Source organism: Pseudomonas sp. LBUM1641, assembly GCF_059716235.1.
In genome coordinates this window covers 3,662,216-3,684,009 of sequence record NZ_CP166815.1, presented here as the reverse complement: position 1 = coordinate 3,684,009, position 21,794 = coordinate 3,662,216, and the positions used below count along the sequence as shown (strand labels likewise).

Here is a 21,794-nt window from a genome sequence, read left to right as displayed (position 1 = left end):
CGGATCAAGTGCAGTATTTTTGCAGTTAACCACTCAGCCAAAGGGTATCAGCCGGGTTGGCGGCGGCAGGTGGCTGCTGATCTTGCCCAGCACCCGATCATTGGTTTCCTCGTTGATCAGCAGGTTCTGTACGTTTTCCCGCAGTGAGGGATCGTTGGCCAGAGGCCCCTTGAGTACTACCAGTGCATCGCGCAATCCCATGAGCCGATCCAGTTTGGGTAGCGGGAGGTAACCCACATTTACGTTGTCCAGAGATAAACACGCAACAGCTTCAGAGATTGAGGGGGCTTGCAATCGATGGTCGGACACAGAACATTCCTTTAAATGAAATAAACGGCAGGGCTGAGTGCTGTTTAAAACTTATTTATTGTTATTGCGGCTGTTTATTTAAAGCGGGATAAGTCGTGATTGATGGCTTACTGCTATGTTCTTCGTATTTCTAGAGATCGTCACAGGAAGGCCCTAGACCAAGCCTTTGAAACTCTGAAAATAACTGGCAGGTGGTAATTAATTAACCCACTTGGCAGGCGAGTCTACAGTCGGGGACATGGAGCGGGAAGGGATGTTGCATCGGTAGTTGCGGATAGGTGCGTAGGATCTTTCTCGATAGTTAATATATGGAAAGTTTCAAAGTTGAATGGAGAAAGAAGTTTCTTACGTACACTTGGACTTATAACTACGGAAAGTACTGGCGAGGGATAAGCGGTCTACGCCGCTTATCCCGCACCCAGTATCAAGGTTGCGCGGTTTTGATCAAATGCAGCAGCACGTAGGGGTTCTTGTCGAACTCACCAGTCAGCACCGGTTGCAGTGAGCGAAAGCGCGGGTCGCTCAACCCCTCATAGTCCGACTGGCTCATGATCAGCCAGGCCGGTGCCTGGATCGGCGCCAGATCGGCGGGCAGCTGGGTAAACAACGGTACCCGGTCGCAATCGAGGTTGACCATGAACTTGATGGCCTTGGCGTCCTTTCCGAGCGCATGCAGTACCAGCGGTGCCGGTTGTTGCTGGGTCAGTGCGTGGGCCTGGAGGGTAAAGGTGCGCGTGTCATACAGGCGGCGCTCGAGCGGCTCGACCATCACGATATACGCCAACCACACTGCCAATACCGCTGCGAAGGCCGGGCCCAGGTAGCGAAGGCGCCGGTTGAACAGAAAGCCCAAGGTCAGCGTCTGGAGTGCGATGAGGATCCCGAACACCGGGTTGAGGCTGCCGATCTGCTCAGGAAAGCGATGGCGCGCCACGAACAAACCTGCGATCAGTAGCCCCGGAATCACCGTCCACAGCGCCAGCATCAGCCAGCGCAGCCCGGCGAACAGTTTTCCCCGTGCTACCTGGAATGGGTACGCCGCGATGATCGCCGCCATGGGCAGCATCGGCAGCACATAGCGGGCTTTTTTCGCCTGGGGCACGGACAAGCCGATCATCACGATCAAGCCGGCGGCAAGGCAGTACAGCACCAGTTTCAGCGCAGGGCCTTTGTCCTCGCGACCGCCAGCCGCCACCGCAAGCAGTGCCAGCACGGCCAGCGGGTACGCCGGCGCGTAGTTGCCCAGTGAACTGCTGAAGTAATACAGCACGCTGCCGGAGCCTTCGGTGCCGTCCATGCGGCCGAGGAACTGCATGCGGATCACGTCCTGCATGAAGGTTTCACCACCGCTGAGCTTGGCCAGCAACAACAACAGGCCGACGCACGCCGCCAGCAACGCCAACGCCAACAGGCCAAAACTGAACAACTGCCGCCATTGACGATTGATCAGGTAATAGCTGCACAACATGCCCGTGGGAATTACCAGACCGATCGGCCCACGGATCGCAAACCCCAGGATCAACAGCAGAAACAGCCAATGCAGACGACGGCAGGCGCCGAAATGGTCATGGGCATAACCCAGGTAAAACACCGCCAGGGCCACTGCGGCCAGCATCTGGTCAAGTGACACCGCCCGGGTTTCGCTGATGAAGGTACTGCTGAGCAGCATCACCGCGATGCTCAGCAGCGCCCAGCGCCGGGAGTAGGGCGCTGTCAGTCGGTAGACCAGCACCACGATCAGCGCTGAAGCAATGGCCGTCGGCAACCAGGCCGTCAGGCTGGTGACCTGCCCCAGGGGCAAGGACAGCAGCCAGGTCAGCAGCGTCGAAGTGGCCAGGTAATCGGCGTAAGGCTGGCCATACGTCGTCGGGAAGAATCCCGGCCCATGGCGCAGCATCTCCTGGGCGAACAGCACGAAGCGCGAATCAAAGCCGATGATCGCCTGGTTCCAGTTGCCCGCGATAAACAGGATCAGTGCCAGGAGCCCCAGTACCCATGAGTGTCGGCGGATCGTCGGGTTGAGCAGGGGCGGATGAACTTTGTCCACGTCTTAGGCTTCCTCGGCCTGAGGCGCCCAGTTTTGCTGGGGGATCGGCAACTGGCAGGATTCGCCGCGGCCCATCGGGAAGTACTGGATGCCTTTGCGCGCCAGGCGCTCGCCGTCGTACAGGTTGCGACCGTCGAAGATCACCGGGGTTTTCAGACGCTGCTGGATCAAGTCGAAGTCCGGTGCCTTGAACTGCTGCCATTCGGTGCAAATGATCAAGGCGTCGGAGCCGCTCAAGGTCGATTCCGGGGTACCCATCAGCATCAGGCGCGGGTCATCGCCGTAGATACGCTGGGTTTCCTGCATCGCTTCCGGGTCGAACGCGCGCACATTGGCGCCGGCAGCCCACAGGGCTTCCATCAGCACCCGGCTGGGTGCGTCGCGCATGTCGTCGGTATTGGGTTTGAACGCCAGGCCCCACAAGGCGAAGGTCTTGCCCCGCAGGTCGCCCTTGAAGAACGCGTTGGCACGCTCGAACAGCTTGCTCTTCTGGCGCTGGTTGATGGCTTCCACGGCTTCCAGCAGGTCGCTGGAGCAGTTGGCCGCTTTTGCGCTGTGGATCAGGGCACGCATGTCCTTGGGGAAGCACGAACCGCCATAACCGCAGCCCGGGTAGATAAAGTGGTAGCCGATACGCGAGTCGGCACCAATGCCCAGGCGCACGGCTTCGATGTCCGCGCCGAGGTGTTCGGCCAGTTCAGCGATCTGGTTGATGAAGCTGATCTTGGTGGCCAGCATGCAGTTGGCGGCGTACTTGGTCAGTTCGGCGCTGCGCAGGTCCATGAAGATGATGCGGTCGTGGTTGCGGTTGAACGGTGCATACAGCTCGCGCATCACCTCGCGCACTTCTTCGCGTTCGCAACCGATGACGATACGGTCCGGGCGGCGGCAGTCGGCGACGGCCGAGCCTTCCTTGAGGAATTCCGGGTTGGAGACGATATCGAAGTCCAGGTGGCGGCCCGCAATGCGCAGGGCTTTTTCCATGTGGGCGCGCAAGGTGTCGCCGGTGCCGACAGGCACGGTGGATTTTTCCACCAGGATCACTGGGTCGATCCGGTGACGGGCCACCGCATCGCCTACCGACAGCACGTATTTCAAGTCGGCCGAGCCGTCTTCGTCCGAAGGCGTGCCCACGGCGATGAACAGCACTTCGCCGTGTTCGACCGCGAGTTTTTCGTCATAGGTAAACGTCAGGCGTCCGCCTTCGAGGTTTTCCTTGACCATCGCCGCCAGGCCCGGCTCGAAAATGCTCACGTGGCCCTGTTGCAGCAACTTGACCTTGTTCTCGTCTACGTCCATGCAGATGACATCGTGACCGACTTCGGCCAATACAGTGGCCTGCACCAGACCGACGTAACCACTACCAAATACACTGATTTTCATGGGGCATTCCTGGGACTTGTAGTGCTAGCACGACGAGAGTTGATAGTCAGGACTCCGAGAATGACCAAGGCCACCCCCGCAGTTTTTGAAAGCGAAAAATGTTCGTTGAACACCGGCAGGCTGGCGGCCAGCAGGTAGACCAACGCGTAGCTGATGCTGAGCAGCGAGTAGGCGCGCCCCAGCGGTAAATCTTTCAGGGCGCCGAGCCAGCAGAGCATCGACAGGGCATAGGCGATGATCGCCAGGATCACCACGCTCAGTGCGCCGAGGTCTATGGCGCCGGTGTCGAGTGCTGTCAGCCATTCAGTGGGCAGCGGCAGGCGCGTCATGCTCCAGCGCATGCCCAACTGGGCACCGCTGACCAATGCAACGCTGCCCAGGGCCAGGGCAAAACCGCGAGCGCGACTCATACCTGACGCCCCAGCAGCACCACACCGGCAATCACCAGCAGCACACCGAACCAGTGGCGGCCATCGATGTGTTCATGGAACACAAAGCGCGCCACCAGGGTGACCAGTACAAAGTTGAGGCTGAGCATCGGGTAGGCGATGCCGACTTCCAGGCGTTGCAGCACCAGCAGCCACACCAGCAAACCCAGGCCCAGGCACACCAGCGCCGACCACAGCCACGGCGAGCGCAGCTTCAAGGCCCAGCCGTCGGGCTGGTCACGCCAGCCTTCCACGGCAAACTTCTGGGACACCTGGCCCATGCAGGTCAGCAGGCACGCACCTAACAACAGCAGCAGAGTGGTCATGGCGCGCTCTGCGGGTAGATCAAAATCACGATATTGCCCTGCTCGTAACGCTTGCCGTCTTTAGGCAGCAGGTCAACTTCCTGGCGTTCGTCGTCACCTTTGACCCGCATCACCACGCCCACCGAACCTTGTTTGCGCGCATCGCTCATCCATTGCTGGACGCTGGCGGCATCGATCTTGCGGTAAGCGGTGTCCGGGAAGGCGATACCGTATTTCACTTCGCCAACGGTGTTGTAGAGCATCACTTCAGGCCGCTGCAGGCGCCACGACAAGGCCGATGCAGCGCCGAGGTCGTTGCTCAGCAACGCAGTGGTCGGCTGCAGTTCCTGGAGGTGATCGATGATGAACTGGTCCGGGGTCTTGTTATAAACCACCGAGTGCGGCAACGCGGCCGGCACCAGCGCCACCAGCAACCAACTGCCAACCACCGGCGCGGCCCACATCTGCAACGGGCGGGCGGCTTGCAGCAGGTTGGCGAGGATCCAGCCGAACAGGAACACGAACACCAGCACCAGGCTCAGGGTTTCCTGACCGTGCTCATACACCGGCTTCTTCAACTGGAACCAGGTCAGGGCGAGCAGGCCCAGCACGCCGATGATCAGGTTCAGCCAGCCGTTGATGCGCAATACGCGGCCACGGGCCTGGCCCAGTTTGTTTGCCAGGGTATGCCCCATCAACAACGCCAGAGGCAGCAGGCACGGCATGATGTAGGACGGCAGTTTGCCTTTGGCCAGGCTGAAGAACGCCAGCGGCATCAGCAGCCACAGCAGCAGGAAGCCGATGTTGGCACTGCGCTTTTCCAGCCACGCCTGTTTCACGGTGGACGGCAGCAACGCCATCCACGGCAGGCTGAACGCGACCAGCAGCGGCAGGTAGTACCAGAACGGCTCGGCATGTTGCGCGTCGTCCCCGGCAAAGCGCTGGATGTGCTCGTGCCAGAAGAAGAAGTTCCAGTAATCCGGTTCCTGGGCATGCACCATCAGGGCCCAGGGCAGGCTCACGAGAATCGCCACGGCCACGGCCACCAGGCCATAGGTGAGCAGTTCACGGAAGCGTTTTTGCCAGAGCATGTAGGGCAGGGCAATCAACACCGGCAACAACCAGGCGAGGAAGCCCTTGGTCATGAAGCCCATGCCGCAGGCGAACCCGAGCAAGGCCCACGACCACAAGCGGCCACGGGTCGTGGTGCTGTCGAAACAGAACCACAGCGCGGCGCCGGTCAGGTTGACCCAGAAGGTGAACTGCGGATCGAGGTTGGCATAGCCCGCCAGGAACGCGACGCTGACGAAACTCATGTACAGCACGGCGCTGACCAGGCTCTTGCGCGGGTCGTTCCACAAACGCCGGGCCACGCAGTACACCAGCAGGATGCTCAAGCCGGTGCTCAAGGCCGAGGCGAAACGCACGCCGAACAGGTTCTGGCCGAAGATCGCCTGGCCCAGCGCGATCATCCAGTAGCCGGCCGCAGGCTTCTCGAAGTAGCGAATCCCCATGAAGTGCGGCGAGGCCCATTTGCCGGTCAGCAGCATTTCCTGGCTGATCTGCGCATAGCGGGTTTCGTCGGGAATCCATAGGCCATGGGTGGCCAACGGGATCAGGTAGAACACCCCGAAAGCCAGCAGGAGCAGGGGCAGGGCCCAGCGCCGGATCATGCCTTTTGCACTCCGAGCCAGCCTTCACGGCCGCTCAGCGCACCGCGCACCAGCTGTTGCTGGGGCAGGGTGCTCAGGTCGGCGGGCAACAGGTCGCCCAACGGTTTGAATTGAATGCCGCGCTGCCCTGCCTGGGCGAGCAACTGGCGAAAATCATTGGCCATCAGAATCCCTTCTACTTCTGCGTGGATCGTATAGACGTTGAGCTTCGACGGCTTGAAGCGGTCGAGGATGTACGCGTTGAAATCCTTGGCGGCCACCACCGGGCCCACGACTTCGTCGAAGGTCGGCATGTCCACCGGAATTTGTGGCGTGCCGGCACTGCCATCCGCCAGGGTCGGCCGGAACAGGCTGGTACCACGGCAATCGCTGTTGTAACGGAAGTTGAACGATTGCTTGGCTTGCACCACGCGCTCATCGGCACGCCAGCCGGCGGCGGCTGAGCAGTCGATGCGCTCACCGAGGATGTCGCTCAAGGTGTCGACACCACGACGGATCTGCTCGATCAGTTGTGCGTCGCTCCAGCTTCCGGTGTTGGCTTGCCAGCCATGGTGGTCCCAGGCGTGCAGGCCGACTTCATGCCCGGCAGCCTTGGCCTGGCGCATCAAATGCCCCAGGTCGCGACCGATGGGTTTGCCCGGCCAGGCAGTGCCGGCCAGTAAAATGTCCCAGCCGTACAAGCCGGCAGCGTTGGAGCGCAGCATCTTCCACAGGAATTGCGGGCGGATCAGGCGCCACAAGTGGCGCCCCATGTTGTCCGGCCCGACGCTGAAGAAGAAGGTCGCCTTGACCCCGGCTTCGTCGAGCGACTCCAACAACCTTGGCACGCCTTCGCGGGTGCCCCGGTAGGTGTCGACGTCGATGCGTAGACCCGCTTGCATCAACGCTTGTCCGCGATTTCGAGCATGGCTTCACGCAGGAAGAAATCCAGGGTGTTGCCGATGGTTTCACTCATCTCGACGGTAGGCTCCCAGTTCAGCAGGCGCTTGGCGTTGTCGATGCTTGGCTTGCGGTGAGCCACGTCCTGGTAACCGGTGCCGTAGAACGCCTTGCTCTCTACGTCGCGGAAACCGGCAAATGGAGGGAAGTTGCTGCGCAGCGGGTGAGCTTCGAACTGACGCAGCAGTTCTTCGCCCAACTGACGGATGCTGGCTTCGTTCTCCGGGTTACCGATGTTGATGATCTGGCCGTTGCAGTTATCGTTGTCGTTATCGATGATGCGGGCCAGGGCTTCGATGCCGTCGGCGATGTCAGTGAAGCAGCGCTTCTGCTCGCCGCCGTCGAACAGACGGATTGGCGTGCCTTCCACCAGGTTCAGGATCAACTGGGTGATGGCGCGGGAGCTGCCGATACGGGCCGAGTCCAGGCGGTCGAGGCGCGGGCCCATCCAGTTGAATGGACGGAACAGGGTGAACTTCAGGCCTTTGTCGCCGTAGGCCCAGATCACGCGGTCCAGCAGTTGCTTGGAAACCGAGTAGATCCAGCGCTGCTTGTTGACCGGGCCCACCACCAGGTTGGAGGTGTCTTCGTCGAAGTACTGGTCCTGGCACATGCCATACACTTCGGACGTCGACGGGAAGATCACGCGCTTGTTGTACTTCACGCAGTAGCGAACCAGTTTCAGGTTCTCTTCGAAGTCCAGTTCAAAGACGCGCAGTGGGTTGCGGGTGTACTCGATCGGGGTGGCGATGGCTACCAGCGGCAGGACCACGTCGCACTTCTTGATGTGGTACTCGATCCACTCGGAGTGGATGCTGATGTCGCCTTCCACATAGTGGAAGTTCGGGTGGCTGCGCAGGCGCTCGATCGCGTCGGAACCAATGTCCAGGCCGTAGATTTCGTAACGGTCATCACGCAGCAGGCGCTCGGACAGGTGGTTACCGATAAAGCCGTTCACACCCAGGATCAGCACGCGGGTGCGGCGTGGCTTGCGGCCGGACTCGGCACCGCGCAGGACGGAACCGTCCACCAAGCCCAGTTCATCTGCCAGGGACGGGCCGGCCAGGTACAGGCCGTTTTCGTTGCGCTGGCCGAACTTGACCACCAGGGAGTCTTCGCCGCAGGCGATGCGCAGCGGGTTGACGCTGATCACGCGGCCTGGTGCCAGGCCTTCGTTGCCTTTGACGACTTCAGCGCTCCAGACGATCAGCTTGTGCTCGCCCACGGCGCAGAAGGCACCCGGGTAAGGCTGGGTAACGGCGCGAACCAGGTTGAACAGTTCTTCAGCCGGTTTTTTCCAGTCCAGCTTGCCGTCTGCTGCGGTGCGACGACCGAAGTAGGTGGCTTTGCTTTCGTCTTGGGCGGTTTCGGTCAGCTTGCCTTGGGCCAGTTGTGGCAGGGCGTCGCGCAGCAGGTTGGTGGCGGCGTCACGCAGTTTGGCGTGCAAGGTAAGACCGGTGTCGGTGCGGTCGATCACGACTTTCTGCTGGGCCAGGATCGCGCCGGCATCGGCACGCTTGACCATACGGTGCAGGGTCACGCCGGTTTCGGTTTCGCCGTTGACCAGCACCCAGTTGGCCGGTGCGCGGCCACGGTATTGTGGCAGCAGGGAGCCGTGCAGGTTGAACGCGCCTTTTTTGGCGGTGGCCAGCAGGGCTTCGCTCAGCAGGTTGCGGTAGTAGAACGAGAAGATGTAGTCCGGGCTCAGCTTGGCGATGCGCTCAATCCACAGCGGGTGGTTGGCGTCTTCCGGGGCGTGCACCGGGATGCCGTTGCGGGCGCACAGTTGCGCGACGGAACCGTAGAAATTGTTTTCCTTGGGGTCATCGGCATGGGTGAACACGGCAGCAATTTCGTAACCCGCATTGAGCAGGGCTTCGATGCCTGCACAGCCAATATCGTGGTAAGCGAAGACAACAGCTTTTGAATTCATGACGAAACCTGATCGGAAGGAGAAGTAGAAGTGTGGGAGGAGGTCAGGCCGTCGACCGTGAAGGTCTCGGCCGGCGCTGCCGGTTGGTTGCGCAGCACTTTTTCAATAAAGAACCGTGGGCGGGCCCGCACATCGCTGTACATGCGGCCCAGGTATTCACCCAAGAGGCCCATGCCGATGAACTGGCCACCGGTGAACACGAACAGCACGGCGAACAGCACGAACATGCCGTCACCGGCCCAGCCGGCACCGAAGGCCAGGCGCAGCACGATCAATGCGACCGCAAACAGCATCCCGAGGGCCGCCAGGCTGAAACCGACGATGCTCAACAGACGCAATGGTGTGGTGGTCATGCAGGTCAGCAGGTCGAACATCAGGCTGATCAGGCGCATCGGGCTGTACTTGGACTCGCCGTGTTCACGCTCGGCGTGGTGCACCAGGATTTCCGTGGTGTGGCGCGCAAAGCTGTTGGCCAGGATCGGGATGAAGGTGCTGCGCTCGCGGCAGGCGAGCATCGCGTCGACGATGGTGCGGCGGTAAGCGCGCAGCATGCAGCCGTAGTCGCTCATGGCGACGCCCGTGGAGCGTTGCACGGCGAGGTTGATCAAGCGCGACGGCCAGCGGCGGAAAGCTGAGTCCTGGCGGTTGTTGCGCACGGTGGCAACCACGTCGTAACCCAGGGCGGCCTGCTCGACCAAACGCGGGATTTCTTCCGGCGGGTTTTGCAGGTCGGCGTCCAGGGTGATCACGACGTCGCCCCGGCAATGCTCAAAGCCGGCCATGATCGCGGCGTGCTGGCCGTAGTTGCGGTTGAGGATCACCGCGACCACGTTGCTGCCTTCGAGGGCGGCGGCGTCTTCCAGCAATTGCGCGGAGTTGTCGCGGCTGCCGTCGTCCACCAGGACGATTTCGTATTCGTAGGCCAGTTGCTTGCAGGCGGCCATGGTGCGGCGCAGCAGTTCAGGCAGGCTTTCTTGTTCGTTGTAGACCGGGATAACGATCGACACGCAATGAATTGGGTAGGGTTTCAAAGATTCATTACCTCGGGGGTTAGAGCAACTTGAAGCGTAAAGACAGCAGTCATCAACAGCTTGGAGAAGCAGGCGCCTGATTAAAAATAACGTGGATTCATGGCATTCATTCGTGAGTCCTGACAGGTGACGGTGGGGTCTTCCATGGCTAACGTGAGTAAAGACCAAAACGCCTAAAGGTAAAGCGTAATCAACGAGTTAAGCTGCAAGTTACGGTTTGTTCTCAAGTCGTGCCGCCAAGATTAAGCGCAAAAATGTTCAACGAATATGAAACGCAGATGAAAAAGTCGTTTTTCTGGCAGGTAGACAGCTAGGGTTCAGGTAAACAGCATCAATGCGCACAACCCTGTCTTCGCGGGGTGTGGCGGGGCAGTGGTGTTTTCCCGCGCGCGGGCTCATTCCTGAACAATCTTCTCTGCAATGCCGTGCAAGTGCCGGTAAAGTAAGCCATCTCTTGCCAGGGCAGTCGGATGAATAGCGTGCAGCGTTTACGGCCAATGTTGATGGTGTTGTTGATGACGGTGGCCTGGGCCACGAGCGTGCGGGCCGATGACGGCGTGGCACTGACGGCCATCGACCAGGTGCCCGATGGCGTAGAAGTGCGGGGTAAACAGGTCGGCGCCTTCACCTGGAGCGATAAACAGGGCAAGAACCTGTTGGTGCTTGCAGAGCAAGTCAGCGAACGCGATGACGATGGCGCACAGTCAGCCTTTGTCTATGCGGCCCAGTACCTGCTCGACGGTGACCGGCCCAAGCGGCTGTGGATGCTCTACGACGATGTACAGCATTGCGAGTTCGACGCGGGGGCGCACTACAACACCGACGCCACCAGGGTTACCGACCTGCTGGGTGACGGCATCAGCCAGGTGACGGTGGGTTACAGCCGTACCTGCACCAGCGATGTCAGCCCCAATGATTTCAAGCTGATCATGCACATCGGCAAGTCGCAGAAGTACCGCCTGCGCGGCATCGACCGCTATGGCGCCAGCTGGTGGGATGAAGACGCCGGCGCCCTGCAAGGCATGCCGTTGCCCAAGGATTGCAGCATCGCCGCCCAGCAAGCGCTGGTCAGCCAGTACAAGGAGCAGGGCACCGAGCTGCCGCTGCCCGGCTGTTATGGCGACGAGGAGGACTTTGCCAAGGCGCCCAAACCGTACCTGGCGTTCATGCGCCAGCACTGGTTTGCCTTGATGCAGAAGCAGGACACCAACTGGAGCCAGCAGCAGACGCCAGCCCCGACGGAAGACGATCAGGAATAGCCCCATGGATTGACCTGCGCTAGACTCGGCGCTCGCCAATTCACTAAATATGTCGATTAAACAGATGGTTAGTCGACATATTTAATCCAAAGGCTGATCTACCTTGACTGAGTCTACCCGCAACCCGCTGACCCTCTACCTCACCCGCCTGGCGCCTTCCAGCCAGCTGACCATGCGCTACGTGCTGCAAGACGCCGCCGACCGCCTGGGCTTTGAAGACATCAACCTCGAAGACATCGACTGGCACCTGCTGCAACCCGAACACGTCATGGCCCTGGTGGCGGCGCTGCGGGAAGACGGTTATGCGCCGAACACCTCCTCGCTGTACGTCAACGCCGTGCGCGGGGTGATGAACGAAGCCTGGCGCATGAGCCTGATCAGCCAGGATCACCTGTTGAAGATGCGCTCGGTCAAGGCCATGGCCGGCACCCGGCTGAGCCAGGGCCGCAACCTGCGGCGCACATTGATTCGTGAGTTGATGGAGGTCTGCGCCGCCGACCCGCGCCCCCAAGGCCTGCGGGATGCAGCGGTGATCGGGATCCTGTATGGCTCGGGCATGCGCAAGTCGGAGTCGGTGAATATCGAGCTGGGCCAGGTCAATTTTGACGAGCGCAGCCTGCAGGTCACCGGCAAGGGCAACAAACAACTGATCAAGTACGCGCCCGCCTGGGCTTTTGCCAAGCTGGAGGCGTGGCTGGAGTTCCGTCGTAGCCAGTTGAAACCCGGTGAGCAGGACGATACGTTCCTGTTCAACCGCATTCGCCGGGGCAGCCATATCACCCGCGAGCGCATCACCAAGCACGCGATTTACTACATCGCCCGCCAGCGCGGCGAACAAGTCGGCGTGAAGATCATGCCCCATGATTTCCGGCGCTCATTCATCACCCGGGTGATTGAAGAGTACGACCTGTCCATCGCCCAGAAGCTGGCGCACCACACCAATATCCAGACCACCGCCAACTATGACGTGCGTGACGACAATGAGCGGCGGCGGGCGGTGGATCGATTTGATTTGTAGCGCCCTTGCAAAAAAAAGATTGAATATTCACACCTAATGTTATTTAAATAACAAAACAAAAGCGTCACGACCTGCCTGGTCGTGACGCAACAAGGTGGAATAGCAATGGGCAAGATCGCAGTCATCGGCAGCAATATGGTGGATTTGATCACCTACATCGACCGCATGCCGGTCCAGGGCGAAACCCTGGAAGCGCCGGGCTTTGCCCTGGGTTGCGGCGGCAAAGGGGCCAACCAGGCGGTGGCGGCAGCCAAGCTTGGGGCGGATGTGTTGATGCTGAGCAAAGTCGGCGACGACATGTTTGCCGACAACACGCTGGCCAACTTCCAGCGTTTTGGTATCGACACCCGTTATGTACAGCGGGTGCCCGGCGTGTCCAGCGGCGTGGCGCCGATTTTCGTGCGGGCCGACTCCCACAACAGCATTTTGATCGTCAAGGGCGCCAATGCGCATTTGCTGCCGGCGGATATCGACGCGGCGGCCGCCGACCTGCGTGGGTGCACGCTGATCGTGCTGCAACTGGAGATCAATCTGCCGACGGTCTACTACGCCATCGAATTCGCTCACCGCCATGGCATCGCCGTGCTGCTCAATCCGGCGCCGGCGTTGGCAGGGTTGAGCGCTGAGCACTTGGCGCAGCTGGATTTCCTGATCCCCAACGAATCCGAACTGGCGTTGATTACTGGCCAAGTCGTGGACTCGCCGGACTCGGCCCGCACGTCTGCACGCACCCTTGTCGCCAGCGGCATTCGTCACGTGATCGTCACCCTCGGCGAACACGGTGCGCTGTACGTGGGCGAGGAGGGCGAATTCAAGGTGCCGGGTCAGCGGGTCGACGCCCGTGACACCACCGGCGCCGGTGACGCCTTTATCGGTTGCTTTGTGCAGCACTGGAGCCGCGACGGCCAAATCCGTCATGCCATGGAGCAGGCGGTGGCGTATTCGGCGTGCTCGGTCACGGCGCTGGGTACCCAGACCTCTTATCCCGACAGCGAAGCATTCGCCCGCTTCCAGCAACAGCGCTAACTCCCTCTACCCAGCCCGGAGAACAATAATGAACAAACCTGCGCTGCAACAGACACCCGATGGTTTCTACCTGAACCGCACGCCCTGGTTCGCCTTTATCCTGCTGTGCAGCATCTTTGCCTTGTGGGCGGCTGCGGCGAGCATGAATGACGTGCTGATCGCCCACTTCAAGAAGGCGTTTTTGCTCAGTGATTTCCAGACCGCCTTTGTGCAGTCGGCGTTTTACCTCGGTTACTTCTTTGTTGCGATTCCGGCCGCGATGGTGGTTCGTCGGTTCAGCTACAAGACCACGATCCTGATCGGCCTGCTGCTATACATGTTCGGCTGCCTGTTGTTTTTCCCGGCCGCGTCCACGGCCAAGTACGGGATGTTTTTGCTGGCGCTGTTCGTGATTGCTGCCGGCCTGTCGTTCCTGGAGACAGCGTGCAACACCTACTCGACACTGATGGGCCCACGGGAAACCGGAACCCGGCGCTTGAACATCTCCCAGACCTTTCACCCCTTCGGCGCCATGGCCGGGGTGTACGTAGGCAGCTTCGTGATGTTCAAGGACACCGACGCCACCACCCAACAACTGCAGCAGATGAGTGTCTCCGAGGCGGCGGTGCAGCAGTTGCAAATGATTCAGTCCACGTTGTTGCCCTACAAGTGGATGATCGCTGTGCTGGTGCTGATGTTTATCCTGATCGCCATCACCAGGTTCCCGGCCTGCAAGGGCAATAAGCCGGCCGACAGCAAGCCCGGGAGCCTGCGTCAAAGCCTGGGACGGCTGTGGCGTAACCCGCGCTTCACCTTTGGCGTACTCGCGCAGTTTCTGTATGTGGGCGCGCAGGTGGGCGTGTGGAGCTTCACCATCCGCTTGGCCATGCAAATGGGCGGCATGAATGAACGCAGTGCTTCATGGTTTCTGCTCACCACCTTTGCCGCCTACTTTGTCGGCAAGATGATCGCCAACTTGCTGATGCGCCGACTGCACCCGGCCAGGGTCCTGGCGATTTACGGCGTGCTGTGCATCGTGCTGCTGGCCTACACCATTCTGGTGCCGAACATCTCGGCGGTGTACGCAGCGGTCGGCGTGAGCATTTTCCTCGGTCCATGCTGGCCGACAATCTACGGCTTGACCATCGATGGCCTGGGCGAGGACACCGGCGTCGGCGGTTCATTGCTGGTGATGAGCATTGTCGGCGGCGGGGTGATTCCGATCTTCCAGGGCCTGTTGTCCGACGCCAGCGGGGGCAACATGCAGTTGGCCTATAGCGTCCCGTTGCTGTGCTTTATCGTGATCGTGATCTATGCGGTCAAATGCCTGCGCCAGTCAGACACCGCCCCGTTGGGCTCGGCAGCAGCGGTGGCCTCATGAACACGCATATGCCGCTGTATCGTGCGGTGTTTGGCGAGCAGGAAAAGATCCTGTTGCAGTCTGGAGATTTCAAGGTCAGCGCCTGGACGTACCCGTCCGGCGTGCTGGCGGTGAGCCTGGAGAACAGTCGTGGGCGGCTTGTCGTGCTGCCTTATCAAGGGCAGATGATCTGGTCGGCCGTGTTCGACGGCTGCGACCTGACCATGAGCAACCTGTTTGAACAGCCCCGTCCCAGCCCGACGATCATCGATACCTACGGCTGCTTCATGTTCCACAGTGGCCTGCTGCGCAATGGTTGCCCGGCGCCGGATGATACGCATGCGCTGCACGGTGAAATGCCCTGCGCGCCCATGGACACGGCGTGGCTGGAAATAGGCGAGGGCTTTGTGCGCCTGGGCGGCTCGTATCAATACGCCAAGGGATTCGGCGATCGTTACCGGGCGTGCCCGAGCGTGACACTGCGCGCCGATTCGGCCGTGTTCGACATCGACATGGACGTGACCAACCTGGCCGGCAAGCCCATGGACCTGATGTACATGGCCCACATGAACTACGCCTATGTTGCGGGAGGCCGGTTCGTCGAGCCGCTGGGTATGCAGCGCCTGCGCCTGCGTACCAGCGTGCCGGACCACGTCAAGCCAACACCCGACTGGAGCGCCTACATGGCGCAGCTGGCCGAGCATCCAGCCCAGTTGGCCTGCCTCGATCAGCCGGCGCTGTATGACCCTGAGATTGTGTTTTTCTTAGACGGCGTGGGTACCGACGCCACGGGCCACGCGCACTTTCTGCTGGAGCATAGCGATGGCGCGGCGTTCTACACCCGTTACCGTCCCGAACAGTTCGAGCACGCCGCACGCTGGATCTTGCACACGCCGGATCAACAAGTGGCGGCCTTCGTGCTCCCGTCAACCTGCGAGCCCGAAGGCTACAACGCCGAGAAAGCCAAAGGTCACGTGCGTCAGCTGGCAGCCGGGGCCAGCGCTTCGTTCAGCGTGACCACCGGCTACTTGAATGCGCAAGAGCGGCAGAGGTTGCTGGGTTAAACCAGCAATTGCGCGCCGCTGGCCTGAATGGCGTCCTTGTAGGCGCGGGGGATTTTCTTGTCGCTGACCACGTACTGAAAGTCGCCCAGGGTGGCGAAGTGAGCGGTGCGCACTGTGTCGAATTTGCTGAAGTCGGCGAGCAGCACCCGCTGCTGGGCCTGGCGCAGGACCTTTTGCTTGACCTCGACTTCATTGAAGTTGAAGCACGTCACGCCGAACTCCTGACTGACGCCCGCAGCGGTAACGAAGGCCCACGTCAGGCGCACGCTGTCGAGAATGCTGCTCTCGGCACTGCTTTCAAACACCTGGTTCTTGCGGTGAAAGGTGCCGCCGCATAACACGATGTGGCAGTTGGGCTTGTTCTGCAGCCTGAGCAGCACGTTCAACGAGCTGCACACCGCGGTGAACTCCAGCTCATCAGGGATGAAATCAATGACAAAGGGCGAGGTGGTGCCGCAGTCGAAAAATACCGTGTCACCGGGTTGTATCAACCGGGCGGCGAGCTTGCCGATGCGACGCTTTTCCTCGACGTGGCGGGTGTCCTGATCGGCTACCCGATAATCGCTGGCCTCACTGCCGACCCGGGTGATATGGCCACCGAGCAGGCGCAAGTGATCGGTGAAGTGGCTCAGATCCCGGCGCAGGGTCATCTCGGACACGTCCAGCAGCGCGGCCATTTCCCTCAGGTGAATGGCGTTCTGGTCCTGCAAGGCTTGTTGGATAAGCTTGAGTCGCTCGGCTTTTCTACTGTCCACGAGTATTCCAGGGCTTGATTGTTTGTGTTAAATAAGTAACATTAAGTGTGAGTATTGTAACGTATTTTATGTGAGCGCTGTGACAAGCGGTACACGAACATTGGCAACATACAGGCAAGGACTCGTTAAATGAACACTCTTCAACCCGCGGCATTGGCGAAGTACATCGATCACACCTTGCTGGCTCCCGATGCCTCCCGTGAGCAGATCCGCACCTTGTGTGGAGAAGCCCAGGAACATGGCTTTTATTCGGTTTGCGTGAATTCAGGCCAGGTCCCTTACGCGGCGTCGTGCCTGACCGACGATAGCGTGGTGATTTGTGCGGTGGTGGGCTTCCCGCTGGGTGCCGGCCTGAGTGACACCAAGGCATTTGAAGCCCAACGGGCAATTGCCGCCGGGGCAGGGGAGATCGATATGGTGCTCAATATCGGTTGGTTGAAGGAAGGGCTGCTGGACGCGGTGCGCGATGACATTGCCCTGGTCCACAAGGCCAGCGGCGCCGTGCCGCTGAAAGTGATCCTGGAAACCTGCCTGCTCAACGACGAACAGAAAGTCCAGGCGTGCGAGATCTGCCGGGATTTGGGCGTGGCATTCGTCAAGACGTCCACGGGGTTCAGCCGCAGCGGCGCAACCGTTGAAGACGTGGCACTGATGCGCAAAACCGTGGGTGCTGGGGTTGGGGTCAAGGCCTCCGGTGGCGTGCGCGATTATGAGACGGCGATCAAGATGATCAATGCCGGGGCAACACGATTGGGCAGCAGTTCGGGGATAGCGATTGTGGGCGGCGTGATGACGGCTGCGAGCGGTTACTGATCCAGATCGGATTGACCGTAGGCCCGCCTGTAACCTGATCCGCCAACTGCCTTGAACTCTGCCCGGCACCCGCGCTCGCAATAAGTAGGGCGCGGGTTTTGCCGCGTGCCGTGTTCATTCAGTCAAGGGAGCAGACCATGGATACCTACAACATCAACAAGACCGGCACGGGTTGGGCACTGACCAAGCAGGGCTCGGCGCGGCCGTCGAAAACGGCGGAAACCAAAGAGGCGATCGTCGAGTTGGCGAAGGAGTTTCTCAGCGACAAGACGGCGTCGTTGAGGATTCACAGCATGGACGGGCGGATTCAGGAGGAGCGTACGTACCCGCGCAAAGCTGATCCGACACGATCTCCAGGCTAACCGAGTACCAAATGTGGGAGCGGGCTTGCTCGCGAAGGCGGTGGATCAGTCACTCATGTATTGCCTGACACTTCGCTTTCGCGAGCAAGCCCGCTCCCACATTGGATTGGCGTCCTGCCTTAGAGAATTGGCTTACCACCGGTCACGGCATAGCGCGATCCGGAGATGTAACTCGCCTCATCCGACGCCAGCAGCACATAGATCGGTGCCACCTCCACCGGCTGCCCCGGGCGGCCCAGTGGCGTCTCGCTGCCAAAGCTGTTCACGTCCTCATCGGGCATGGTCGAGACAATCAACGGCGTCCAGATCGGCCCCGGGGCCACGCTGTTCACACGGATGCCCTTGCTGCCCAAGAGCTGCGCCAGGCCGCCGGTAAAGTTGGCAATCGCGCCCTTGGTGGCGGCATACGCCAGCAACGTCGGCTTGGGCATATCGGAGTTCACCGAACTGGTATTGATGATCGACCCGCCGGCCTTCATATGTGGCAGGGCGGCCTTGCAGATGCGAAACATCGCGGTGATGTTGATATCGAAGGTCTTGACCCATTCCTCGTCGGGAATCTCTCCCAGAGTCTCGTGGGTCATCTGGAACGCTGCGTTATTCACCAGCACGTCGATACGCCCGAACTGCTCGACGGTTTGGTCGACAATCGCCTGGCAATTGGCCTTTTGCGCAAGATCCCCGGGCAACAGCAGGCACTGGCGACCGGCTTCTTCTACCCAGCGTGCGGTTTCCTTCGCGTCCTCGTGTTCATCCAGGTAGGCGATGGCCACGTCGGCACCTTCACGGGCAAAGGCAATCGCCACGGCGCGGCCGATGCCGCTGTCGGCGCCGGTGATCAGGGCGATCTTGTTGGCCAGGCGGCCGGAGCCGGTGTAGCTCTTTTCGCCGCAGTCGGGGTAGGGGTCCATCTTCTTCTGCGAACCGGGAACGGATTGGGCCTGGCTGGCGAAAGGTGGGCGTGGGTAGTCAGTCATCTCAATCTCCATAGATCACAACGGGTTCTATGGATTAGTGATTTTGCGCGCGGCAATAGTTGTAATCGATTCCCGCGAGGCCCGACGAATGGTTTGCGATCAACCGTGCTGGCAGGCATCGCCCAGGCGCATGTAGTCCAGCTCATGCCGCACGCCGTGGCTGTCGATGTAGACCATGTGGCCCTTGACCGGACCGCACTCGGTGGATGACTCGGTACTGACCCGCACCACCTTGGCGATATCCAGGTCCTGAGAGTAGTCGTACGACTCGCTGGCGGGTGCGCTGGCAGTCACGGTGGGCGCCGGGGTTTCGCCCTGGGCGACGGCCAGTGTGCTGAACAGGCCCAGCACGGCAATAAGCAAATAACGCATGAGAACCTCCGACACCACGAAGGTGGTGGCTTGACTGTGAGGCTCATTCTACAAAGCGCCTGCCGGGGGGATGAACGCCTGCGGGCCAATAGCAGACATCAGCCAAATCGATGCGCGCAGGCGCTTATGTTCATTGCTGAGGCTGCAGGTGCGCCGGCAGGCGGTGCAGCGTCCACCACACGGTGAGCATCGCCGCCACAGCGCTGAGTGCGATACCGATCAACATCGGCGCCGGTGTGTGGTCGGCGAACACACCCACTACCGCCATGCACACGGCCGCGGTGATCATCTGGATCGCACCCAACAATGCCGATGCAGAACCAGCGACGGCGCCGTGATCTTCCAGGGACAACACCCCGGCCGCCGGCAATAGCAGGCCGAGGAAACCAAAGCCGATAAACAGCAGCGCCATCATCAACGGCAGGCTGTTGCCCCACAGTGTGGTAAGGGCGAGCAAGGTCATGACGGTCGCCACGCCGGCCACCGACCAACGAATCAAAGGGGCCAAACCGAAGCGGGCACTCAAGCGCGCCGTCAGTTGGCTAAGGGCAAAAAACGACGCTGCGTTGAGGGCAAAGCACAGGCTGAATTGCGTTGGCGTGAGCCCGTAATACTCGATGTAAACGAACGGCGCGCTGCCGATGAACACGAAGAACGTCGCCAGGCCAAAACCGCCCACCACCGACAAGCCGGTAAACACCGGATCGCGCAGCAGCGCGCCGTAGCTGCCGAACGCATTGCCCAGGGTCTTGCCCAGGCGGCGCTCGGCGGGGTGGGTTTCCGGCAGTTGCACGGCGGTCATGACCAGGCACAGCACTGCGGCCACACCCAGCACCAGAAACACTTCGCGCCAGCTCCATACCGCAATGATCAGGCTGCCCGCCAGTGGTGCGAGAATCGGTGAAATACTCACCACCAGCATCAACAAGGCCATCAAGCGTGCGGCTTCATGGCCGGTGTACAAGTCACGGACAATTGCCCGGGGAATCACCATCCCGGCGCAGGCGCCAAAGGCCTGCAACGCCCGGAAGCCGATCAGCGCTTCGATGGAGGGGGCGAGGGCGCAACCAATGCTGCCCACGATAAAGATCACCAGGCCGGCGTAGATCGGCGGTTTGCGCCCGAACACATCGCTGATCGGGCCGTAGAACAGCTGGCATACACCGATGATCATGAAGAACACCGTCAGGCTCATCTGCACCGCAGCGGGCGAGGCATGCAGGCTGGCACCCAGCGTTGGCAAAGCCGGCAGGTAGATGTCGATGGCAAACGGGCCGACGGCGGTGATCAACCCCAGCAGCAGGGCGAGGTGGGCGATACTTCGAGACATGGTGATTCCGGACGGCGGTAAAAAAGAGCGGCCAGCTTAGTGATCACCCTCGGTGCATACAAGCCGGTGCTTACAGACTCACTACATAGTCATGAGGGGATGGGTGTCGCGAACGGTCCCTGATCACGCAATATATTCGTAAGGTATTGATTTAACTCAACTAAATATCCATTTAGTCGAGTTAAGTATTTCGTGAACCTAAGGCTGGGCGAGGGCGCCTGTTCGGCGTTCGCTGATGCGTTCAACCGCCAGCATATGCTCGGTGCCCCATTGGCAAAGAGGCCCCAAGGCCTTGGCCAGCGAACGCCCGAATGGGGTCAGGGAGTATTCGACCTTCGGCGGGATTTCCTTGAAGTCGATGCGATTGATGATTTCATCGCGTTCCAGCTCCTTCAACTGCTGGATCAGCACCTTATCCGTCACGCCGCCAACTGCACGCCGCAGCTCGCCATAACGGTGAACTTCGTGGGCCAGGTGGTACAGGACCAACGGTTTCCATTTCCCGCCAATCACCGCCAGGGCGGCGTCGAGCCCGCAATTAAAGGTGCTAATCGACATGTTTGTGCCCTCAGGCTGGGTACTTACCAAAAGGTGCATACTATTCAAAACAATAGCGCAGATCTACGCTTGAGCCTCAACATTTCCAGGAAACACTCATGAACAGGCTCAACGGAAAAATCGCAGTCGTCACCGGTGGCAACAGCGGGATTGGCTTGGCCAGTGCCATACGTTTTGCTGCCGAAGGTGCACAGGTCGTTATCGTCGGGCGTCGGCAGGAGGAACTGAACAAAGCGTTGGTCCTGATCGGGCATGACGCCATTGCAATCCAGGGCGACATTTCAAATCTGCAGGATCTGGAGCGGGTATTCGCCCAGATCAAAACCGACAAAGGCCAGATTGATGTGTTGTTTGCCAATGCAGGCTTGGGGGATCTGGAACCCATCGGATCAATCACCGAGGAATCATTTGATCGTACATTTGGCGTGAACGTGAAAGGCACACTGTTCACCGTACAAAACGCGTTGCCCTTGATGAGCGCCGGCGGCTCGATCGTGCTGACCGGTTCGACGACAGCCTCGATGGGCACCGCAGCGTTCAGCGTGTACAGCGCCTCGAAAGGTGCACTGCGAAACTTCGCCAGAAGCTGGGCGCTGGATCTGCAAGGCACGGGTATTCGGGTCAACGTGCTTTCACCTGGGCCGACGACGACACCGGGTTTGGATCGAGCGCTGTCGGGTACCGGCCAGAAAAATGCGATTGTCGATTCGATGGTGACGCGCGTGCCGTTGGGTCGTATGGGTTTGCCAGATGAAGTGGCGAATGCGGCATTGTTTCTGGCGTCGGATGAAAGCAGCTTCATGACGGGCAGCGAGATGTTTGTGGATGGTGGTTTCGCTCAGGTGTGATTCAGGGGCATCGGCCAAATCGAGA

At 60.2% G+C, this 21,794-nt stretch carries 22 protein-coding genes; 8 read left to right on the top strand and 14 right to left on the bottom strand.

What is annotated here, in order from left to right; genetic code table 11:
* Window positions 1-33 precede the first annotated feature (33 nt).
* The 9 genes from ACA046_RS16710 to arnC all read right to left on the bottom strand — a co-directional run bounded on the left by ACA046_RS16710 (window position 34) and on the right by arnC (window position 10,048).
* Complete coding sequence (locus ACA046_RS16710) at window positions 34-213, bottom strand: type VI secretion system contractile sheath small subunit (RefSeq protein WP_256576841.1); 180 nt, start codon at window positions 211-213, stop codon at window positions 34-36.
* Between the two features lie 520 nt (window positions 214-733).
* Window positions 734-2,356 carry an ArnT family glycosyltransferase gene (locus tag ACA046_RS16705; protein WP_459028941.1) on the bottom strand — a complete coding sequence of 541 codons (1,623 nt, stop codon included), beginning with the start codon at window positions 2,354-2,356 and terminating at the stop codon, window positions 734-736.
* A 3-nt stretch (window positions 2,357-2,359) separates the two neighbouring features.
* A complete protein-coding gene (locus ACA046_RS16700; protein WP_497674432.1) occupies window positions 2,360-3,739 on the bottom strand; it encodes a UDP-glucose dehydrogenase family protein in 1,380 nt (459 codons plus the stop codon).
* A complete protein-coding gene (arnF, locus tag ACA046_RS16695; RefSeq protein ID WP_497674431.1) occupies window positions 3,736-4,149 on the bottom strand; it encodes a 4-amino-4-deoxy-L-arabinose-phosphoundecaprenol flippase subunit ArnF in 414 nt (137 codons plus the stop codon). Before arnF ends, ACA046_RS16700 begins: the two co-directional genes overlap by 4 nt.
* Window positions 4,146-4,493 (bottom strand): 4-amino-4-deoxy-L-arabinose-phosphoundecaprenol flippase subunit ArnE, encoded by a 348-nt coding sequence (gene arnE, locus ACA046_RS16690; protein WP_003217625.1) that lies wholly within the window; start codon window positions 4,491-4,493, stop codon window positions 4,146-4,148. Before arnE ends, arnF begins: the two co-directional genes overlap by 4 nt.
* Window positions 4,490-6,145 (bottom strand): lipid IV(A) 4-amino-4-deoxy-L-arabinosyltransferase, encoded by a 1,656-nt coding sequence (gene arnT / locus ACA046_RS16685; RefSeq protein ID WP_459028947.1) that lies wholly within the window; start codon window positions 6,143-6,145, stop codon window positions 4,490-4,492. The genes arnE and arnT overlap by 4 nt, the downstream gene beginning before the upstream one ends.
* The gene (gene arnD / locus ACA046_RS16680) at window positions 6,142-7,026 is read right to left on the bottom strand and encodes a 4-deoxy-4-formamido-L-arabinose-phosphoundecaprenol deformylase (protein ID WP_497674430.1); all 885 of its coding nucleotides are present in this window, start codon (window positions 7,024-7,026) and stop codon (window positions 6,142-6,144) included. The genes arnT and arnD overlap by 4 nt, the downstream gene beginning before the upstream one ends.
* Complete coding sequence (arnA, locus tag ACA046_RS16675; RefSeq protein WP_459028951.1) at window positions 7,026-9,017, bottom strand: bifunctional UDP-4-amino-4-deoxy-L-arabinose formyltransferase/UDP-glucuronic acid oxidase ArnA; 1,992 nt, start codon at window positions 9,015-9,017, stop codon at window positions 7,026-7,028. The genes arnD and arnA overlap by 1 nt, the downstream gene beginning before the upstream one ends.
* Window positions 9,014-10,048 (bottom strand): undecaprenyl-phosphate 4-deoxy-4-formamido-L-arabinose transferase, encoded by a 1,035-nt coding sequence (gene arnC / locus ACA046_RS16670; RefSeq protein WP_318302518.1) that lies wholly within the window; start codon window positions 10,046-10,048, stop codon window positions 9,014-9,016. The genes arnA and arnC overlap by 4 nt, the downstream gene beginning before the upstream one ends.
* A gap of 470 nt (window positions 10,049-10,518) precedes the next feature.
* On the opposite strand from arnC, the gene ACA046_RS16665 reads away from it, so the two are divergent.
* From ACA046_RS16665 to ACA046_RS16645, 5 genes are all read left to right on the top strand, one after another.
* The gene (locus ACA046_RS16665; protein ID WP_497674429.1) at window positions 10,519-11,307 is read left to right on the top strand and encodes a M949_RS01915 family surface polysaccharide biosynthesis protein; all 789 of its coding nucleotides are present in this window, start codon (window positions 10,519-10,521) and stop codon (window positions 11,305-11,307) included.
* Window positions 11,308-11,410: 103 nt separating this feature from the next.
* Window positions 11,411-12,325: a site-specific integrase gene (locus tag ACA046_RS16660; RefSeq protein WP_459028955.1), complete on the top strand. Its 915-nt coding sequence runs from the start codon at window positions 11,411-11,413 to the stop codon at window positions 12,323-12,325.
* 105 nt (window positions 12,326-12,430) lie between these two features.
* Complete coding sequence (gene rbsK, locus ACA046_RS16655; protein WP_497674428.1) at window positions 12,431-13,351, top strand: ribokinase; 921 nt, start codon at window positions 12,431-12,433, stop codon at window positions 13,349-13,351.
* 28 nt (window positions 13,352-13,379) lie between these two features.
* Window positions 13,380-14,711, top strand: a complete 1,332-nt coding sequence (fucP, locus tag ACA046_RS16650) for an L-fucose:H+ symporter permease (RefSeq protein ID WP_076013431.1) — start codon at window positions 13,380-13,382, stop codon at window positions 14,709-14,711.
* The gene (locus tag ACA046_RS16645; protein ID WP_497674427.1) at window positions 14,708-15,754 is read left to right on the top strand and encodes an aldose 1-epimerase family protein; all 1,047 of its coding nucleotides are present in this window, start codon (window positions 14,708-14,710) and stop codon (window positions 15,752-15,754) included. Before fucP ends, ACA046_RS16645 begins: the two co-directional genes overlap by 4 nt.
* On the opposite strand, the gene deoR is transcribed toward ACA046_RS16645, so the two are convergent.
* Complete coding sequence (gene deoR, locus ACA046_RS16640) at window positions 15,751-16,509, bottom strand: DNA-binding transcriptional repressor DeoR (RefSeq protein ID WP_076013433.1); 759 nt, start codon at window positions 16,507-16,509, stop codon at window positions 15,751-15,753. The genes ACA046_RS16645 and deoR overlap by 4 nt on opposite strands.
* 129 nt (window positions 16,510-16,638) lie before the next feature.
* Here deoR and deoC point away from each other — a divergent pair, with 129 nt between their 5' ends.
* Together deoC and ACA046_RS16630 are read left to right on the top strand one after the other, a co-directional pair.
* Window positions 16,639-17,322, top strand: coding sequence for a deoxyribose-phosphate aldolase (gene deoC / locus ACA046_RS16635; RefSeq protein ID WP_459028963.1), 684 nt, complete (start codon window positions 16,639-16,641; stop codon window positions 17,320-17,322).
* Window positions 17,323-17,459: 137 nt separating this feature from the next.
* Entirely contained in the window at window positions 17,460-17,684 is a 225-nt protein-coding gene (locus ACA046_RS16630) for a DUF2188 domain-containing protein (RefSeq protein WP_003217639.1), read from the top strand.
* Between the two features lie 119 nt (window positions 17,685-17,803).
* On the opposite strand, the gene ACA046_RS16625 is transcribed toward ACA046_RS16630, so the two are convergent.
* The 4 genes from ACA046_RS16625 to ACA046_RS16610 all read right to left on the bottom strand — a co-directional run bounded on the left by ACA046_RS16625 (window position 17,804) and on the right by ACA046_RS16610 (window position 20,921).
* Window positions 17,804-18,661, bottom strand: a complete 858-nt coding sequence (locus ACA046_RS16625) for an SDR family oxidoreductase (RefSeq protein WP_459028966.1) — start codon at window positions 18,659-18,661, stop codon at window positions 17,804-17,806.
* 99 nt (window positions 18,662-18,760) lie between these two features.
* Window positions 18,761-19,033 carry a DUF2790 domain-containing protein gene (locus ACA046_RS16620; RefSeq protein ID WP_459028968.1) on the bottom strand — a complete coding sequence of 91 codons (273 nt, stop codon included), beginning with the start codon at window positions 19,031-19,033 and terminating at the stop codon, window positions 18,761-18,763.
* A 130-nt stretch (window positions 19,034-19,163) separates the two neighbouring features.
* Window positions 19,164-20,363 (bottom strand): multidrug effflux MFS transporter, encoded by a 1,200-nt coding sequence (locus tag ACA046_RS16615; RefSeq protein ID WP_459028969.1) that lies wholly within the window; start codon window positions 20,361-20,363, stop codon window positions 19,164-19,166.
* Between the two features lie 198 nt (window positions 20,364-20,561).
* On the bottom strand, window positions 20,562-20,921 hold the full coding sequence (locus ACA046_RS16610) for a winged helix-turn-helix transcriptional regulator (protein ID WP_497674426.1): 360 nt from the start codon (window positions 20,919-20,921) through the stop codon (window positions 20,562-20,564).
* A 98-nt stretch (window positions 20,922-21,019) separates the two neighbouring features.
* Here ACA046_RS16610 and ACA046_RS16605 point away from each other — a divergent pair, with 98 nt between their 5' ends.
* Window positions 21,020-21,769: an SDR family NAD(P)-dependent oxidoreductase gene (locus tag ACA046_RS16605; RefSeq protein ID WP_497674425.1), complete on the top strand. Its 750-nt coding sequence runs from the start codon at window positions 21,020-21,022 to the stop codon at window positions 21,767-21,769.
* Window positions 21,770-21,794: the final 25 nt, after the last annotated feature.